This window comes from Helicobacter pylori (assembly GCA_008032955.1).
GTDB classification, from domain to species: domain Bacteria; phylum Campylobacterota; class Campylobacteria; order Campylobacterales; family Helicobacteraceae; genus Helicobacter; species Helicobacter pylori_DC.
This window is the reverse complement of the sequence record CP032046.1, coordinates 408,435-425,583: the sequence shown is the minus strand read 5'-3', so window position 1 is coordinate 425,583 and position 17,149 is coordinate 408,435. Positions and strand designations below refer to the sequence as shown.

Genomic DNA, 17,149 nt, shown 5'->3' with positions numbered 1-17,149 from the left:
AGTCATGTTTATACCTTCTTCTTACACGCTGAGTTTTGCATGGCTTTTTTTAATTTTCTTTTTTTTCAAAAATAAGCCATTGGGTTTGAGGTTTTCGCTCTCTTTGATAAGCGTGATTTTAAGCAATATCGCTTTTAAAGATTCTCTATCGCTCAATGAATTTTTAAGCAGTTTTACAGCCCCCTTAAGCCCCTTTAGTTGTCTTTTAATCCTTGCGTATGCAAGCTTTTCTTGTCACATGCTCAAAAAGCCCCCTTTAGAAACCTTGCAATCTTATAGCGTCATGCTGTTTTTCAATCTGTTGCTTTTGACAGATATTTTAGGGTTCTTGCCTTTTTCAATCTACCATCATTTCATGGCTTCTCTTATTTTTAGCGCGCTTTTTTGCAGCAGTTTGTTTTTGAGCAGCCCTTTATTAGGTGTGATCGCTTTAGTAGCGTTATCCAGTTCGCTTTTAATGCATTCTCATTTTCAAATCTTAGATTCTTTATTGGATTTCCCCTTGTTTCTTTTTGTCTTTTTTAAGACTTTATATCTTGTTCAAAAAAGGTTGTATTAACGCTTATGAAATCCCTATCTCATGCCCTTTTTTCGCTCTTTTTAAAAGGTTTTTATTTCACCTTTTTTATGAGCTTGTTGTTTGTGTTTAATCGTATCGGCTTTATCCTTTATACAGGCTATTATAAGCATGCCTTAAAAAACCCTATTTTTGATGAAATCATCAAAACCCTATTCAATGGAGCCAGATACGATAATCGTGTGGTCTCAAGCTTAGCGATTCTTTTTATCATCATCGGGTTATTAGGGTTATTGGCCCCCAAACACCAAACCAAAATGCTTAATATTATGGCGTGTTTTTCTATCGCTATTATCCTGTTTTTAAATATTGCTAACATTGTTTATTATGGCATTTATGGGAATGTGTTTGATGAAAATTTATTAGAATTTTTGCATGAAGACACGCTCACGATTTTAAAAATGAGCGGGGAATACCCTATTTTTTCTAGTTTTTCACTCTTTATAATCCTTAGCGTTTTGATTTCTTTTATCTATTTCAAACTCCAAAACGCCCTTTTTAAGCCTGCAAATGTTTATCAAACCACCAAACCCCTTAAAACTTTCATTTTATTTGCACTTTTTTCGCTCACGCAAATGTTTTACATTAACGCGCAATTGAGTTTTGTGGGTGCGTCTTTAGATCTCAGCATAGAGCCAGCCAAAGATCCTTTTTTAATGAAAATTACCCCCGGGGCGTTTCGTAACCTTTATCTTTTGGTGCGCAATTACAGACAAAGCCATAACCTTAAATTCAGCGATTTTGCTAAAGAAACGCCTTTAGAAGTAGCGAAAAATTATTTCCATCTTAAAGAAAATCTCTCAAACAACCTCTATGAATTGCTTTCTCAAACAAGCCATAACCATTCCAATCAAAAAGTTGATCATGTTTTCTATATCGTTTCAGAGTCCTTGAGTTCATGGCATTTTGATAAAAAATTTGATTCCATAGGGCTAACGAGCGCTTTACAAGATTTGGTTAAAAAAGAACATGCTCACATGCTCTCTGCTTTTATTGAAGGTGCCCCACGGACCGTTAAAAGCCTGGATGTCCAAATCACAGGCTTACCCTATATTAATGATAATAATTTAGTCAATTCAGGGGTGATCCTCCCTAGCTTTCCTATGGCGATTGGCAATATCATGAAGACTCTAGGGTATAGAAACAACTTTTATTATGGAGGCAGCGGGATTTGGAATAAACTCACCAGTTTCACCAAAAAACAAGGTTTTCACGCCCTTTATTTCAATAACCATCTCTTAGAATTTGTTAAAAACAAGCCCTACCCCAAACCCATAGAGAGCAACTGGGGAGTGCATGATAATATTTTATTTGACTACATTTTAGAAAACACCAACCCCCATGAAAAAACTTTCAGCATGGTCATGACTTTAAGCAACCACGCGATCAAAAACGTGAATCTCAAAGCCTTTGGCGTGCCTTTAGAAAAAATCCAAAAATTTGTGGAAAAAACCCCTAAATCAGAAAATCTACCGGACGCTAATTCTTTAGGGCATATTTACTGGTATGACAAAGTGGTGGTTGATTTCATCAAAAAAGCCAGCCAAAAATTCCCTAACTCGCTTTTTATCATCACAGGGGATCACTTTGACAGGAGCTATGAATACGCTAAAAACGATTTGTATATCATTAAATCCGTGCCGCTTATTTTATATGCCCCCACTTTAAAGCCTAAAAAAATCAGTCAAGTCGGCTCGCATTTAGACATCGCCCCTACGATTATTGAATTAGTCGCCCCCAAAGGCTTTCAATTCGTGAGTTTTGGGAAGCCTTTATTTTCTAACAACACAACAAACCCCCCAAGCCACCCCAATTACGCGCTAGGCTATGAAGCGATCGCTACTAAAGATTACTTTTATAACCCAAGTTCAGGGTTAAGGTATTTGAATGAAAACCCTAAAGAGCCAGAGGATAAACAAAACGACAAGAAACAAAACGACAAAATAGAAGCTTCTAAGTTTTACCAGCAATTAGAATCTTTGAAAGCCCTCAGTTATTACTTGCTCTATCATGGGGCTAATCTTAAAGATTGACAAGCTAAAGGGAGTTTTTAATTCCCTTAAACGCATGATTTTTGCTACAATAATAGGATTTTAATTATATAAAGGATAAATGGGCATGCCAAATAGGGGCGTTGTTTTATTAGATGGGCAAGCGTTAGCTTATGATATAGAAAAAGATTTGAAAAATAAAATCCAAACAATAACCGCACAAACGCATAAACGCCCCAAACTAGCCGTGATTTTAGTAGGGAAAGATCCCGCTAGTATCACTTATGTTAATATGAAGATCAAAGCATGCCAAAGGGTGGGCATGGATTTTGACTTAAAAACCCTCCAAGAGGATATTACTGAAGCTGAATTGCTGTCCTTGATTAAAGATTACAATACCGATCAAAACATTTCAGGCGTTTTAGTCCAGCTCCCTTTGCCCAGACACATTGATACTAAAATGATTTTAGAAGCCATTGACCCCAGTAAAGATGTGGATGGTTTCCACCCCCTTAATATCGGCAAACTCTGCACCCAAAAAGAATCGTTTCTGCCAGCCACCCCTATGGGCGTGATGCGTCTTTTAGAGCATTATCACATTGAAATCAAGGGCAAGGATGTGGCGATTATCGGGGCGAGCAATATCATTGGCAAACCTTTAAGCATGCTCATGCTAAACGCTGGGGCTAGCGTGAGCGTGTGCCATATTTTGACTAAAGACATTAGCTTTTACACCCAAAACGCTGATATTGTTTGCGTGGGCGTGGGTAAGCCTGATTTGATTAAAGCGAGTATGTTAAAAAAAGGGGCTGTAGTGGTGGATATTGGGATCAATCATTTGAACGATGGGCGTATCGTGGGCGATGTGGATTTCACCAACGCGCAAAAAGTTGCCGGTTTTATCACTCCTGTGCCTAAAGGCGTGGGGCCTATGACAATCGTTTCGCTTTTAGAAAACACTTTAATCGCTTTTGAAAAACAACAAAGGAAGGGATTTTAAATGAAATTTTTGCGCTCTGTTTATGCATTTTGCTCCAGTTGGGTAGGGACGATTATTATCGTGCTGTTGGTTATCTTTTTTATCGCGCAAGCCTTTATCATTCCCTCTCGATCTATGGTGGGCACGCTCTATGAAGGCGATATGCTCTTTGTCAAAAAATTTTCTTACGGCATACCCATTCCTAAAATCCCATGGATTGAGCTTCCTGTTATGCCTGATTTTAAAAATAACGGGCATTTGATAGAGGGGGATCGCCCTAAGCGCGGCGAAGTGGTGGTGTTTATCCCTCCCCATGAAAAAAAATCTTACTATGTCAAAAGGAATTTTGCCATTGGAGGCGATGAGGTGTTATTCACTAATGAGGGGTTTTATTTGCACCCTTTTGAGAGCGACACAGACAAAAATTACATCGCTAAACATTACCCTAACGCCATGACAAAAGAATTTATGGGTAAAATTTTTGTTTTAAACCCTTATAAAAGTGAGCATCCGGGTATCCATTACCAAAAAGACAATGAAACCTTCCACTTAATGGAGCAGTTAGCCACTCAAGGTGCAGAAGCTAATATCAGCATGCAACTCATTCAAATGGAGGGCGAAAAGGTGTTTTATAAGAAGATCAATAACGATGAATTTTTCATGATCGGAGATAACAGAGACAATTCTAGCGACTCGCGCTTTTGGGGGAGTGTGGCTTATAAAAACATCGTGGGTTCGCCATGGTTTGTTTATTTCAGTTTGAGTTTAAAAAATAGCCTGGAAATGGATGCGGAAAATAACCCTAAAAAACGCTATCTGGTGCGTTGGGAACGCATGTTTAAAAGCGTTGAAGGCTTAGAAAAAATCATTAAAAAAGAAAAAGCAACGCATTAAGGTTTTTTGTGCAATTTTTTGATTTCTCTTTAGAAAGTGTTATTACCACCTTAATGAAAATCTTAGCCCTTTTAATCGCTATCATAGGGCATGAGATCATGCATGGCTTGAGCGCGTTTTTATTTGGGGACAGGAGCGCTAAAGACGCCAGGCGTTTGAGTTTAAACCCTATCAGACATTTAGACATGATGGGTTCGGTGCTTTTACCGGCTTTATTACTCATTTTTCAAGCCCCCTTTTTATTTGGGTGGGCCAAACCCGTGCCTGTGGATATGCGCTACATTGTCTCTCAAAAAGGCTCTCTGGCATGCGTAGTGGTGAGTTTAGCCGGGGTGATTTATAATTTCACTCTGGCCGTTCTGCTCGCTTTCATCACGCATTGGAGCTTTCAAAAACTAGGGATCAACGCTTTAAGCGTTGATGAACTGAATCTTTATCAGCTTGCGTTAGTAACCTTTCTCATTCAAGGCATTCTCTATAATCTTGTCTTAGGCGTTTTCAATAGTCTCCCTATCCCGCCCTTAGACGGCTCCAAAGCGTTAGGCTTTTTAGCGTTGCATTTTAAAAGCGCGTTTTTATTGGAATGGTTTTCTAAAATGGAACGCTATGGCTTGTTGATTGTGTTAATATTCTTATTTATCCCCCCTTTATCGGAGTTTTTTATCCATGCGCCCACAAGATTTTTATTTTCCTTACTCCTTTCTTAATCTTTTATCAAGGAGAGCTTATGAATAAGCCCTTAAATACCGCTCAAGTTTTTATAGGAAGCGATCATGCAGGGTTGCATCTCGCAGAATTTGTTAAACATTTTTTAGAAGACAAGCGTTTTAAGATCCAAGCTTTCTTACCCACTACAAGGGTGGATTACCCTGATTACGCCAAATTAGTGTGCCAAAAGGTTTTAGAAAATGCGCAAAGCTATGGTATTTTGGTGTGCGCCACAGGGATAGGCATGAGCATGGGCGCTAATCGCTTTAAGGGTATTAGAGCCGCTTTATGCCTTGATGCTTACATGGCTAAAATGACTCGCTTGCACAATAACGCCAATGTCTTGTGCTTGGGTGAAAAGATTAGCGGTATTGGCGTAACAGAAAGCATTTTGGAAGCGTTTTTCTCTACAGAATTTGAACAAGGCCGCCATGTGTTGCGCATCCAAAAGCTAGATGAATCGCTGAAATCATAGGGCTAATATAGTATAATTGCATCGTTTCGCTAAAAGGATATTTTAATAGAATGTTTACCCAATGGTTTATCATCACTATCGCTGTTGTTTTTATCCTTTATATGGGCGTGCGCACCTTCTTTTTTAAAACCGTGGCTAAACGGCAAGAACGCGCCAACGCGTCCATGAAGCTCACCCTACAAGAAGCTGAAATTTTGATCCAAAAACACCAATTGCAACTCCAAAGAGCTTTGGGTAATATTGATATTCTTACCCAAGAAATGAGCTCGTTAAAAACAGAACTGAAAGCCCTTAAACAGCGCAATTCTGAATACAAAGGCGAATCGGATAAATATAAAAATCGTATTAAAGAATTGGAGCAAAAAATAGAAGCTCTCCTTTAAAAACGCTATAATAAATCAAAATTCTACAACCAATCCGTTATATTAGAGGATATTAAAATGAATGAAACGCTCAAAGAAGAACTTTTACAAAGCATCAGAGAAGTGAAAGATTACCCTAAAAAAGGGATTTTATTCAAAGACATTACCACGCTACTCAACTACCCTAAACTTTTTAACAAACTCATTGACGCGCTCAAAAAACGCTATCTCGCTCTCAATATAGACTTTATCGTGGGCATTGAAGCGAGAGGGTTTATTTTAGGCTCTGCTTTAGCTTATGCGCTTGGGGTGGGTTTTGTGCCTGTTAGGAAAAAGGGCAAACTCCCCGCGCACACCTTGTCTCAAAGCTACAGTCTAGAATACGGGAGCGATAGCATAGAAATCCACTCTGACGCTTTTAGGGGAATTAAGGGGGTAAGGGTGGTGTTGATTGATGATTTATTAGCCACTGGAGGCACAGCTTTAGCGAGCCTTGAGCTTATCAAAGCCCTACAAGCTGAATGCGTAGAAGCATGCTTTTTGATAGGGTTAAAAGAATTACCGGGTATCCAACTTTTAGAAGAACGAGTGAAGACTTTTTGTTTGTTAGAGTGCTAGGATAAGGGTGAGTTTTGGAAGAATACATCATTGATTTGTGGAATCAGCATGCAGCGACTTGGGGGTATCTCATTTTATTCGGGTGGAGCATTTTAGAAGGCGAAATCGGGTTGATTTTAGCAGGGATTGCCAGCTATACCGGTCATATGCATTTAGGGTTAGCCATTTTAGTCGCAGGGATTGGGGGTTTTGTGGGGGATCAGATCTATTTTTACATCGGCCGTACCAATAAAGCTTACATCCAAAAAAAGCTAGAAAAACAACGCCGAAAACTAGCCCTAGCCCATTTATTGTTGCAAAAACATGGCTGGTTTATCATTTTTATCCAACGCTACATGTATGGCATGCGCACTATCATTCCCATTAGCATAGGGCTCACGCGTTATAGCGCTTTAAAATTCGCTATCATCAATCTCATTAGCGCGATGGTGTGGGCGAGCATTACCATTATTCTAGCGTGGTATTTAGGAGAAGAGTTATTGCATGCGTTAGAGTGGCTTAAAAAACACCCTTATGCGCTAATATTACTATTAGTATCTTTCTTAGCGTTGGTTCTATGGTATTTCCAATACTATAGCAAGAAAAACCGCTAGAGCGCAATACAATTCTTGAAAGATATGAAATTAAAAAAGGAGACTTTATGTTAAAAATCAAATTAGAAAAAACCACTTTTGAAAACGCAAAAGCTGAATGCAGTTTAGTTTTTATTGTCAATAAGGATTTTGATCATGTTTGGGTCAAAAATAAAGAATTGCTAGAAACCTTTAAATACGAAGGCGAAGGCGCGTTTTTAGACCAAGAAAATAAAATCCTGTATGCGGGCGTTAAAGAAGATGATGTGCATTTATTGAGAGAGAGTGCATGTTTAGCCGTTCGCACCCTTAAAAAACTCGCTTTTAAAAGCGTTAAAGTGGGCGTTTATACTTGTGGCACGCATTCTAAAGATAATGCGCTTTTAGAAAATTTGAAAGCGTTGTTTTTGGGCTTGAAATTAGGCTTGTATGAATACGACACTTTTAAATCCAACAAAAAAGAAAGCGTTTTAAAAGAAGCCATTGTCGCTTTAGAATTGCACAAACCATGCGAAAAAACTTGCACGAATTCTTTAGAAAAGAGCGCTAAAGAAGCTTTAAAATACGCTGAAATCATGACAGAAAGCTTGAATATCGTTAAAGATTTAGTCAATACCCCCCCTATGATTGGCACCCCGGTTTATATGGCTGAAGTGGCGCAAAAAGTGGCTAAAGAAAACCATTTAGAAATCCATGTCCATGATGAAAAATTTTTAGAAGAAAAGAAAATGAACGCCTTTTTAGCGGTCAATAAAGCCTCTCTTGGCGTCAATCCTCCTCGATTGATCCATTTAGTCTATAAACCCAAAAAAGCGAAGAAAAAAATCGCTTTAGTGGGTAAGGGCTTGACTTATGATTGTGGGGGTTTGAGCTTGAAACCGGCCGATTACATGGTTACCATGAAAGCGGATAAAGGCGGTGGCTCTGCGGTGATCGGGCTTTTAAATGCGTTAGCCAAACTAGGCGTGGAAGCTGAAGTGCATGGTATTATTGGGGCTACAGAAAACATGATAGGCCCAGCTGCCTATAAACCAGATGATATTTTAATCTCTAAAGAAGGCAAGAGCATAGAAGTGCGTAATACCGACGCTGAAGGGCGTTTGGTTTTAGCGGATTGTTTGAGCTACGCTCAAGATTTAAGCCCTGATGTGATCGTGGATTTTGCGACCCTTACTGGGGCATGCGTTGTAGGCTTAGGCGAATTCACTTCAGCGATCATGGGGCATAATGAAGAGTTAAAAAACCTCTTTGAAACTTCAGGGTTAGAATCCGGCGAATTATTAGCCAAACTCCCCTTTAACCGCCATTTAAAGAAATTGATTGAATCTAAAATCGCTGATGTGTGCAATATTTCTTCTTCACGCTATGGCGGTGCGATCACAGCGGGCTTGTTTTTAAATGAATTTATTAGAGATGAATTTAAAGACAAATGGCTGCACATTGACATTGCAGGTCCTGCTTATGTGGAAAAAGAATGGGATGTGAATAGCTTTGGAGCGAGTGGGGCCGGCGTGAGAGCATGCACAGCTTTTGTGGAAGAGCTTTTGAAAAAGGCTTGAAATGGGCTTGTCTGTAGGCATTGTGGGTTTGCCTAATGTGGGCAAATCCAGCACCTTTAACGCGCTCACTAAAACCCAAAACGCAGAGAGCGCGAACTACCCTTTTTGCACCATTGAACCCAATAAAGCCATTGTGAATGTGCCTGATAGGCGGCTTGATGCGTTGGCTCAAATCGTAAAGCCTGAACGCATTTTGCATTCTGTGGTGGAATTTGTGGATATTGCCGGATTGATTAAGGGAGCGAGCAAGGGGGAGGGTTTAGGCAATCAGTTTTTAGCCAATATCAAGGAATGCGAAGTGATCTTGCAAGTGGTGCGCTGTTTTGAAGATGACAATATCACGCATGTGAACGATAAAATTGATCCCCTAAATGATATAGAGACCATTGAATTGGAGTTGATTTTAGCGGATATTGCCACTTTAGACAAAAGGATCGATCGCTTGCAAAAAGCCCTAAAAAGCTCAAAAGACGCTAAAAATCTTTTAGAATGTGCTTTGAGTTTAAAAACGCATTTAGAAGAATTAAAGCCGGCGAAAACTTTTCCCTTGAATACAAGCGAGGCTTTTTTAGAATTGGACAAGGAATTGCGTTTTTTATCTCATAAAAAAATGATCTATGTCGCTAATGTGGGCGAAGAAGATTTAAGTGCTCTCAATGAGCATGCCAAAAAAGTCAAAAACCATGCGAAAGCCCAAAATAGCGAGTTTGTTGCCTTGTGCGCTAAATTGGAAGAAGAAATGGTTTCTATGAGTGGAGATGAAGTCAAAGAATTTTTGCAAAGTTTGGGCGTAGAAGAAAGCGGGCTAGAAAAAACCATTCGTTTGAGTTTTAAGGAATTAGGCTTGATCAATTATTTTACCGCTGGAGTCAAGGAAGTGCGATCATGGACGATTAAAAAAGGCTCTAGTGCGCCTATGGCTGCTGGGGTGATCCATAAGGATTTTGAAAAAGGCTTTATCAGAGCTGAAACCATCAGTTATGATGACTTTATCGCTTATAATGGCGAAGCCGGCGCGAAAGAAAAGGGAGCGTTACGCATTGAAGGTAAGGATTATATCGTTCAAGATGGCGATGTGTTGCATTTTCGCTTCAATGTCTAGTCTGTCTTATTGCTAGTTTCTCATAAGAATTGACACCCAACAAGAAACTTTTTAAAAAAATCTATATAGAGTTAAGCGATATTTGCGGGTTGCAATGCAGTTTTTGCCCTAACCCTAAAAATATCAGAGGCGTGATGCCTTTAGAATTATTTGAAAAAGTTTGTAAAGAAGTGGCCCCCTTAACCCAAATGATCACCTTGCATGTCTTAGGCGATCCTTGCAAGCTCAAAAATTTAAACCGCTATTTAAGCACCGCTAAACGCTTTTCTTTGAAAGTGGATTTGGTTACTAGCGGGGTGTATTTGCACGATTTTGAGACGCTTTTACAAGATGTGATCTATCAAATCTCTATTTCTTTAGACGCGGGGCTAGACAATCATAACAAAATCAACCAGCACCGCTATATCCAAAAAATTTTAGAATTTTGCCACTATAAATTTGAAAAAAATAGCGAAGTGTTTTTGAATTTACGCATTCAAGACAGCACCCTTGACAAACACCAGAATTTGATCAAGCCTTTTTTAGAAAGCTTTGAATGCGTTTCTTTAGAGGGTTTAAAATCGCAAGGCCGCGTTCGTTTGTTTAAAAAAAGTTTTTTGAATATCCAAAAGACCTTTAAATGGCCGAATTTGAACGCCCCAAATCCTTTAAACCAAGAATCAAAAATCCCCTATTGTTACGGCTTGATCAAGCAAGTCGCTATTTTATCTAATGGCGTTGTCGTGCCGTGCTGCATGGACACGCAAGCTCATATCAACCTTGGCGATTTAAACCATACGCCCTTAAAAGATGTTTTAAAGAGTCAAAAAGCTATGGCCATCAAAACCCATTTTTTAAAGGGCGAAACACTAGAACTTTTATGCAAAAACTGTTCCTACCCTCTCATTCGTTATAAAAAATAAAATTTGTATCTATTAAGATATGGGTTTAAATTTGCGTTCGCATTGAATGAGGTGTTTGAAAATTCTTCATAAGAATGGTTATTTCTATAACTCACTCTTATATATCATTTTTAAAAATTTCGTTTTGAGCCATAGGGCTTATATCATTCGCATGCTTTTTGATCGTTTTGGATAAAGTAATTTTCATACAATCGCAATAACGCAATAAAAAACGCCGTGATAGTAGGCCCTACAATGATCCCCCAAAAACCAAATTGTGAAATCCCAGCAATCATAGAAAAGAAAATCAACATTTCATTGATTTTAAGGGTGGTTTTAAAGATTCTTTTTTTGATGAAGACGATTAAAATTGGCTTGATCACGCTATCAATCAACACGCTAATCAATAAAATGGAATACAAAGCGATAAAAATAGCCTCATTCACATTCCCATGATAAAGCTCATAAATCGCTATAGGGATCCAAATCAAAGCCCCCCCAACAGCCGGCACCAAAGACGCTAGGCCGTATAAAATCCCTAAAGACCAGCCGTCATGCCCAAACCATACGATCATCACCCCAAACGCCACGCCCTCTAAAATAACCGTGATGAGAGAAGTTAAAAGCACGATGCGTAAAATCCCAGCCACTTCTTCAAAAATCTTTTTGCTTTGATTCATTCCAAGAGGCAAGACCCCTAAAAAATAACGATAAAATCTCTCCCCGTAATAAAAAAAGAAAAACAACAGCCCCAAGATAAACAAAGCGTCTGTAATGAGTTTCAAGCTGTATCTTCCCACATAGCTGCTTATTTTCAACAAATAACCCGTGATGGAAGCGGCGCTAAAATTTTCTAAAAACTTGCTCACTCCATCATGAATGGCAGGAAAATGCGACAAATTTTCGGTGATTGTCCCCTTAAGCCATTTGATTAGGGCTGAAAATTTTTCAAAATTGATTTCAAAAATGATATTAGAACTTTTATAAACAATAAAATATAACGGCACGATCAAAACGCTCGCTAAAATTAAAACGCATAAAAACGAACTGACAACATTGAAAAAACGCTTATCTAAAAAAACTTTCACTTGAAAAAACCCCACGCACAAAAGCCCAGCGATCAATGCATCCATTAAAAAATCTTGATACAAATAGATCATCCAATAAAAACCAATCAAAAAAAGAATCCAAAAGAAATACTGAGCTTTCATGAAATTATCCCCATTAAACTGAACCAAAAATTATCAAATGTTAGCTAAAAAACGCTCTTTTAAGGATAAAAAACCTCTTTTAACTTATAATTAAAATCAAAAAGGCTTGCATTAATGGTGTTTTACAAATATTCAGGGAGCGGGAATGATTTTTTAATCGCTCAAAGTTTCAAAAAAAAAGATTTTTCCAATTTAGCCCAACAGGTGTGCCATAGGCATGAGGGTTTTGGGGCTGATGGGCTTGTGGTCGTCTTACCAAGTAAAGATTATGACTACGAATGGGATTTTTACAATTCAGACGGCTCTAAAGCTGGCATGTGTGGGAATGCGAGCCGTTGCGTGGGGTTATTTGCCTACCAGCATAATATAGCCCCTAAAGAGCATGTTTTTTTAGCCGGAAAAAGAGAGATTTCTATCCGTATAGAAGAACCCAACATCGTAGAGAGCAATCTCGGTAACTACGAAATCCTAGACACCATACCCAATTTAAGATGCAAAAAATTTTTTACTAATAACAGCGTTTTAGAAAATATCCCTATGTTCTATCTCATCAATACAGGAGTGCCGCATTTAGTGGGGTTTGTGAAAAATAAAGAGTGGTTAAATTCCCTTAACACGCTGGAATTAAGGGCTTTAAGGCATGAATTTAACGCTAACATTAATATCGCTTTTATAGAAAATAAAGAGACGATTTTTTTACAAACTTATGAAAGAGGGGTTGAAGATTTCACGCTAGCTTGCGGGACAGGCATGGCAGCGGTTTTTATCGCCGCACGCATTTTTTATAACACGCCTAAAAAAGCCACTCTCATCCCTAAAAGTAACGAATCTTTAGAGCTTTCTTTAAAAAATGATGGAATTTTTTATAAAGGCGCGGTTCGTTATATTGGCATGAGTGTTTTAGGCATGAGGGTTTTTGAAAATGGGTGTTTTTGATCATTATTTCTTATAATGGTAATGATTTTGTCGTAATTAAACATAATGCGCTATCATTTGCGAGCTGTTTTTAGCAATATAAAAAATATCCTAAAGGAATAAAACCATGCAAGCGTTAAAATCATTGCTTGAAGTGATTACAAAACTCCAGAATCTAGGCGGCTATTTGATGCATATAGCTATTTTCATCATTTTTATTTGGATTGGAGGGCTTAAGTTTGTGCCGTATGAAGCCGAAGGGATCGCTCCTTTTGTGGCTAATTCCCCTTTCTTTTCTTTCATGTATAAATTTGAAAAGCCCGCATACAAACAACACAAAATGTCTGAATCCCAATCCATGCAAGAAGAAATGCAAGATAACCCTAAAATCATTGAAAACAAAGAATGGCATAAAGAAAACCGCACTTATTTAGTGGCTGAAGGTTTAGGGATTACGATCATGATCCTAGGCATTTTGGTGCTTTTGGGGCTTTGGATGCCTTTAATGGGCGTGATTGGGGGCTTACTTGTCGCCGGAATGACGATCACCACCCTATCTTTTTTATTCACAACGCCAGAAGTGTTTGTCAATCAGCATTTCCCATGGCTTTCTGGGGCTGGAAGGCTAGTGGTTAAAGACTTGGCGTTGTTTGCTGGAGGCTTGTTTGTGGCCGGATTTGATGCGAAACGCTATTTGGAGGGTAAAGGGCTTTGCTTAATGGATCGCTCATCGGTAGGGATTAAAACTAAATGCTCTAGCGGGTGTTGCTCTTAAAGAGCGAATACCTTAAAGTAGGCTTAAAGCCTACTAGAAGAATCACAATTGATAGAAGAATCTTGGTTAGTGCCTTTTTTGTAAATGATCGTTTTTAAAATGTGGCGTTTGACAAAAGAATTGACGCTTTCTACTTCTTCGTCAGCCAAGCGTCTCAAAACATCATGCTCTTCTTTAGAGAGATAAAAAGTCACTGAAAAATTGCGTTTCAACTCATCTACAGCGACACGCTTACGACCGGGTTTTATATTTTTATTTCCTAATTCCATTAAAATTTCCTTTTTTAGTTAGTATGTTGTAACATCATAACGGCTATTCTAACATGAAATAAGCGCTATTTTAATATTAAATCTAAAGAAAAATATTTTTAGATGTGCTAGAATACCCATTTGTTACAAGATAAGCTTTTTTATCAAAAAAATGATGACATAGGGGTAACAAGTGGCAATAAACACCTTTTTAAAACGTTCTTCTCTAGTCTGTTTGCTAGCCGTTAATTCGCATGCTTTTGATTGGAATATTTTTAAATATAATCTGGGTTTTAATATGTTTATCATGGATCATGAAGGCTCAACGCCTTATTGGGTCAATACTAACACCAATCTTAAAACCCGTTTGACTCCAAATTTTGGGATCCAATTTTATACAAGAGGTGTGGAGCAAAGCTTGACTGTGGGGGCGTATTTTTTTCAAAACTTCCATAACTACAGCACTAATTTTCCCTACCGTTGGGGGCCTACTATGTATTATAAGGCTAGAGGGAAGCGTTTTACTTTTTATGGCGGCATCTTTCCTAGAAAAAACCTCTTAGGGAGGTATGGTTTGAATATTTTTGCCCCTTATTATTGGTTTATAGATCCCAACGCTAGAGGGTTTTTATTGCAGTTTCAAAACCATTATTCGCCTTCAAAACCCTATTATGGGCATGCGGAATTCATGTTAGATTGGTTTGGAGGCAATTGTTATAACACTTGTAAATTCGGGAGAAACCCTTATGGGAATGCAATGGATAGGTTTCAAATGAACGGCTCTGTCGCTTATAATTTCTTTAAGGATTTATTGGGTATTGGAGGGTATTTTGTCTTATTCCATAACGAAGACAAATACCTTTTGAATGGGGCTGATGGCATGCAGTTTAATGAAAAAAAAGCGATTGACAATAATAATATTTATCTTATGGATCGCCTTTATTTTAACGCTTACATAGGGACAAGCCTTTTAGACATCGCCCCCTTTATGGAAAAGCTCAATGCCAGTTTTGGCATGGTTTCTGAATTAAGCCGATTAAGGCAAATCCACAAAAATGTGCCTTTTATGAATAGCGTGGGGGGCAATTTGATGTGGAGATCCAATACAAAGGTTTTGGCATACACAATTTATTTTATTTTGCCAAAACCCCAGAAATGCCTTTTTATAACCAATACCAGTATGTTGAAATGTATTGCACGCCTTCTTACTGCCCCACGCCTATTTATCGTGGCGTGCCATTCTTTCAAGCCAATTTATACAATCGTTTTGATTTTTATTACAATTGGAAAAACGACTTTGCGTCTGTTCGGATCAATTTCGTGCTTAATGCGATGCGTGGAGGCTTTGATAGGAGCTTGCCTTGGTCAGAATCTTACCAAGTGTATATGACGGTTGCCTTTGATCCTTATAACCTTATTAACAAAATCGCTAGAAAAAAGTGAAAATTCTTGACAATCGGTTAATCTGTCTTATATAATATTATTTCGTTTGTAGCCATTGTTAAGCAATGATTTTAAGCTATGGAAAAGAGGTGATAGCAGTATGCCAGGGATTAAGGTTAGAGAAAGCGATGCGTTTGATGAAGCTTACAGGAGATTCAAAAAGCAAACCGATCGCAATCTAGTGGTAACAGAATGCCGCGCTAGAAGGTTCTTTGAGTCTAAAACTGAAAAACGCAAAAAACAAAAAATCAGCGCTAAAAAGAAGGTCTTAAAGCGTCTTTACATGTTAAGGCGTTATGAATCAAGACTATAAGAACTTGAACAAATTTAAAATTTAAGGATTATTGAATAATGCAATTCACAGGGAAAAATGTTCTCATTACTGGGGCTTCTAAAGGCATTGGGGCCGAAATCGCCAAGACTCTCGCTTCTATGGGGCTGAAAGTTTGGATCAATTACCGCAGTAATGCTGAAGTGGCTGACGCTTTGAAAAATGAGCTTGAAGAAAAAGGTTATAAAGCGGCTGTCATTAAATTTGATGCGACTTCTGAAAGCGATTTTGTTGAAGCGATACAAACCATTGTCCAAAGCGATGGGGGTTTGTCTTACTTGGTGAATAACGCCGGTGTGGTGCGCGATAAATTAGCGATCAAAATGAAAACAGAAGATTTTCACCATGTCATAGACAATAACCTCACTTCAGCCTTTATAGGTTGCAGAGAGGCTTTAAAGGTGATGAGTAAAAGTCGTTTTGGGAGCGTGGTTAATATCGCTTCTATCATTGGTGAAAGAGGCAATATGGGGCAGACAAACTACTCAGCGAGTAAGGGGGGATGATTGCGATGAGCAAGTCCTTTGCTTATGAGGGAGCTTTAAGGAATATTCGTTTCAACTCTGTAACGCCAGGCTTTATAGAAACCGACATGAACGCTAATTTGAAAGACGAACTCAAAGCGGATTATGTTAAAAACATTCCTTTAAACAGGCTAGGGTCTGCTAAGGAAGTGGCAGAAGCGGTAGCGTTTCTTTTGAGTGATCACTCTAGTTACATCACTGGGGAGACTCTCAAAGTCAATGGCGGACTTTATATGTAGTCCTAAACAAAGGATTCTTTTAGCGATAAAAGTTTGTAAGTAGCAAAAATCATGCTAACATTATGAGGTTATTCTAAAACAAAGAGGTTATTATCAAATGGGGATTATTTACTTAATATTGTTTCTCATTGTAATTTATTTGTTGTATAGGATTTTAGATGTTTTGGAGCAAAAATAAACGCTCCAATGAATGGTTGATTTAATTTTTACAAAACAAGGGAGTTTTAATTATGGCTTTATTTGAAGATATTCAGGCAGTTATTGCTGAGCAGTTGAATGTGGATACGGCTCAAGTTACGCCAGAGGCGGAATTTGTGAAGGATTTGGGTGCGGACTCTTTAGATGTCGTGGAATTAATCATGGCGTTAGAAGAAAAGTTTAACATTGAAATTCCTGATGAGCAAGCGGAAAAAATCGTCAATGTGGGCGATGTGGTGAAGTATATTGAGGACAATAAACTAGCTTAATCTTTTTAACTTGGAGCGGTTTGTCTCCAGGTTTTAGTCAAAAATTTAGCTTTAGCTAAAATCTAGTTTTATCCCAACAGCACGAAAAACTCCATCCTTTAGGTCAGAGATATAAGTGCATAGCTGTTAGGCTATATTCAAGCTAAAAGAGGTTAAAATACCGCTAGTCTTTTTGGGGTAGGAAATATCCATGCAGACTTTAAAGAACAAAGCCTTTCGTGTTAGCATTCAATGGAATGCTTTAGTTAGGAAGCTCCTTGCTTTAGCAAGGGGTGCTT

The 17,149-nt window shown here is 38.4% G+C and carries 18 protein-coding genes and 2 pseudogenes; 18 read left to right on the top strand and 2 right to left on the bottom strand.

The features are described 5' to 3' along the window. The first annotated feature begins 4 nt into the window (after window positions 1–4). The 12 genes from D2C72_02110 (at window position 5) to D2C72_02055 (ending at window position 10,739) form a co-directional block, all read left to right on the top strand. Complete coding sequence (locus tag D2C72_02110; protein QEF43227.1) at window positions 5–559, top strand: hypothetical protein; 555 nt, start codon at window positions 5–7, stop codon at window positions 557–559. 5 nt (window positions 560–564) lie between these two features. Further along, window positions 565–2,610 carry an LTA synthase family protein gene (locus D2C72_02105; protein QEF43226.1) on the top strand — a complete coding sequence of 682 codons (2,046 nt, stop codon included), beginning with the start codon at window positions 565–567 and terminating at the stop codon, window positions 2,608–2,610. 79 nt (window positions 2,611–2,689) lie between these two features. Continuing rightward, complete coding sequence (gene folD, locus D2C72_02100) at window positions 2,690–3,568, top strand: bifunctional methylenetetrahydrofolate dehydrogenase/methenyltetrahydrofolate cyclohydrolase FolD (GenBank protein ID QEF43225.1); 879 nt, start codon at window positions 2,690–2,692, stop codon at window positions 3,566–3,568. After that, window positions 3,569–4,441 (top strand): signal peptidase I, encoded by an 873-nt coding sequence (lepB, locus tag D2C72_02095; protein QEF43224.1) that lies wholly within the window; start codon window positions 3,569–3,571, stop codon window positions 4,439–4,441. It abuts the gene before it with no gap. Window positions 4,442–4,449: 8 nt separating this feature from the next. Further along, window positions 4,450–5,148 (top strand): site-2 protease family protein, encoded by a 699-nt coding sequence (locus tag D2C72_02090; protein ID QEF43223.1) that lies wholly within the window; start codon window positions 4,450–4,452, stop codon window positions 5,146–5,148. A 20-nt stretch (window positions 5,149–5,168) separates the two neighbouring features. Next, entirely contained in the window at window positions 5,169–5,624 is a 456-nt protein-coding gene (gene rpiB, locus D2C72_02085) for a ribose 5-phosphate isomerase B (protein ID QEF43222.1), read from the top strand. 50 nt (window positions 5,625–5,674) lie between these two features. Beyond that, window positions 5,675–6,007, top strand: a complete 333-nt coding sequence (locus D2C72_02080) for a hypothetical protein (protein ID QEF43221.1) — start codon at window positions 5,675–5,677, stop codon at window positions 6,005–6,007. Between the two features lie 57 nt (window positions 6,008–6,064). Beyond that, window positions 6,065–6,604 (top strand): adenine phosphoribosyltransferase, encoded by a 540-nt coding sequence (gene apt / locus D2C72_02075; protein QEF43220.1) that lies wholly within the window; start codon window positions 6,065–6,067, stop codon window positions 6,602–6,604. 14 nt (window positions 6,605–6,618) lie between these two features. Continuing rightward, window positions 6,619–7,197, top strand: coding sequence for a DedA family protein (locus D2C72_02070; GenBank protein ID QEF43219.1), 579 nt, complete (start codon window positions 6,619–6,621; stop codon window positions 7,195–7,197). Window positions 7,198–7,244: 47 nt separating this feature from the next. Further along, complete coding sequence (locus D2C72_02065) at window positions 7,245–8,735, top strand: leucyl aminopeptidase (protein QEF43218.1); 1,491 nt, start codon at window positions 7,245–7,247, stop codon at window positions 8,733–8,735. A gap of 1 nt (window position 8,736) precedes the next feature. After that, window positions 8,737–9,837, top strand: coding sequence for a redox-regulated ATPase YchF (gene ychF / locus D2C72_02060; GenBank protein ID QEF43217.1), 1,101 nt, complete (start codon window positions 8,737–8,739; stop codon window positions 9,835–9,837). A 134-nt stretch (window positions 9,838–9,971) separates the two neighbouring features. Then, window positions 9,972–10,739: a radical SAM/SPASM domain-containing protein gene (locus D2C72_02055; GenBank protein QEF44162.1), complete on the top strand. Its 768-nt coding sequence runs from the start codon at window positions 9,972–9,974 to the stop codon at window positions 10,737–10,739. Window positions 10,740–10,882: 143 nt separating this feature from the next. On the opposite strand, the gene D2C72_02050 is transcribed toward D2C72_02055, so the two are convergent. Further along, window positions 10,883–11,929 (bottom strand): AI-2E family transporter, encoded by a 1,047-nt coding sequence (locus tag D2C72_02050; protein ID QEF43216.1) that lies wholly within the window; start codon window positions 11,927–11,929, stop codon window positions 10,883–10,885. A 114-nt stretch (window positions 11,930–12,043) separates the two neighbouring features. Between D2C72_02050 and D2C72_02045 the strand changes: the two genes are divergently transcribed. Both D2C72_02045 and D2C72_02040 read left to right on the top strand, forming a co-directional pair. After that, window positions 12,044–12,865, top strand: coding sequence for a diaminopimelate epimerase (locus D2C72_02045; GenBank protein QEF43215.1), 822 nt, complete (start codon window positions 12,044–12,046; stop codon window positions 12,863–12,865). Between the two features lie 106 nt (window positions 12,866–12,971). Then, window positions 12,972–13,619: a DUF417 domain-containing protein gene (locus D2C72_02040; GenBank protein QEF43214.1), complete on the top strand. Its 648-nt coding sequence runs from the start codon at window positions 12,972–12,974 to the stop codon at window positions 13,617–13,619. Window positions 13,620–13,642: 23 nt separating this feature from the next. On the opposite strand, the gene D2C72_02035 is transcribed toward D2C72_02040, so the two are convergent. Next, the gene (locus D2C72_02035) at window positions 13,643–13,888 is read right to left on the bottom strand and encodes a hypothetical protein (protein ID QEF43213.1); all 246 of its coding nucleotides are present in this window, start codon (window positions 13,886–13,888) and stop codon (window positions 13,643–13,645) included. A 172-nt stretch (window positions 13,889–14,060) separates the two neighbouring features. Here D2C72_02035 and D2C72_02030 point away from each other — a divergent pair. The 4 genes and pseudogenes from D2C72_02030 (at window position 14,061) to acpP (ending at window position 16,871) form a co-directional block, all read left to right on the top strand. Further along, window positions 14,061–15,310, top strand: a pseudogene (locus tag D2C72_02030) (hypothetical protein). A 100-nt stretch (window positions 15,311–15,410) separates the two neighbouring features. Further along, window positions 15,411–15,623 (top strand): 30S ribosomal protein S21, encoded by a 213-nt coding sequence (gene rpsU / locus D2C72_02025; protein QEF43212.1) that lies wholly within the window; start codon window positions 15,411–15,413, stop codon window positions 15,621–15,623. Between the two features lie 38 nt (window positions 15,624–15,661). After that, window positions 15,662–16,404: pseudogene (fabG, locus tag D2C72_02020) on the top strand (3-oxoacyl-ACP reductase FabG). A gap of 230 nt (window positions 16,405–16,634) precedes the next feature. Next, a complete protein-coding gene (acpP, locus tag D2C72_02015; GenBank protein QEF43211.1) occupies window positions 16,635–16,871 on the top strand; it encodes an acyl carrier protein in 237 nt (78 codons plus the stop codon). Window positions 16,872–17,149 lie beyond the last annotated feature (278 nt).

Coding starts and splice junctions, on each gene's coding strand:
- D2C72_02045 (QEF43215.1), top strand. CDS start 12,044: ATGGTGTTTTACAAATATTCAGGGAGCGGGAATGATTTTTTAATCGCT.
- D2C72_02055 (QEF44162.1), top strand. CDS start 9,972: ATGCCTTTAGAATTATTTGAAAAAGTTTGTAAAGAAGTGGCCCCCTTA.
- D2C72_02050 (QEF43216.1), bottom strand. CDS start 11,929: ATGAAAGCTCAGTATTTCTTTTGGATTCTTTTTTTGATTGGTTTTTAT.
- D2C72_02105 (QEF43226.1), top strand. CDS start 565: ATGAAATCCCTATCTCATGCCCTTTTTTCGCTCTTTTTAAAAGGTTTT.
- D2C72_02065 (QEF43218.1), top strand. CDS start 7,245: ATGTTAAAAATCAAATTAGAAAAAACCACTTTTGAAAACGCAAAAGCT.
- rpiB (QEF43222.1), top strand. CDS start 5,169: ATGAATAAGCCCTTAAATACCGCTCAAGTTTTTATAGGAAGCGATCAT.
- lepB (QEF43224.1), top strand. CDS start 3,569: ATGAAATTTTTGCGCTCTGTTTATGCATTTTGCTCCAGTTGGGTAGGG.
- D2C72_02040 (QEF43214.1), top strand. CDS start 12,972: ATGCAAGCGTTAAAATCATTGCTTGAAGTGATTACAAAACTCCAGAAT.
- D2C72_02035 (QEF43213.1), bottom strand. CDS start 13,888: ATGGAATTAGGAAATAAAAATATAAAACCCGGTCGTAAGCGTGTCGCT.
- D2C72_02110 (QEF43227.1), top strand. CDS start 5: ATGTTTATACCTTCTTCTTACACGCTGAGTTTTGCATGGCTTTTTTTA.
- ychF (QEF43217.1), top strand. CDS start 8,737: ATGGGCTTGTCTGTAGGCATTGTGGGTTTGCCTAATGTGGGCAAATCC.
- D2C72_02080 (QEF43221.1), top strand. CDS start 5,675: ATGTTTACCCAATGGTTTATCATCACTATCGCTGTTGTTTTTATCCTT.
- acpP (QEF43211.1), top strand. CDS start 16,635: ATGGCTTTATTTGAAGATATTCAGGCAGTTATTGCTGAGCAGTTGAAT.
- rpsU (QEF43212.1), top strand. CDS start 15,411: ATGCCAGGGATTAAGGTTAGAGAAAGCGATGCGTTTGATGAAGCTTAC.
- folD (QEF43225.1), top strand. CDS start 2,690: ATGGGCATGCCAAATAGGGGCGTTGTTTTATTAGATGGGCAAGCGTTA.
- apt (QEF43220.1), top strand. CDS start 6,065: ATGAATGAAACGCTCAAAGAAGAACTTTTACAAAGCATCAGAGAAGTG.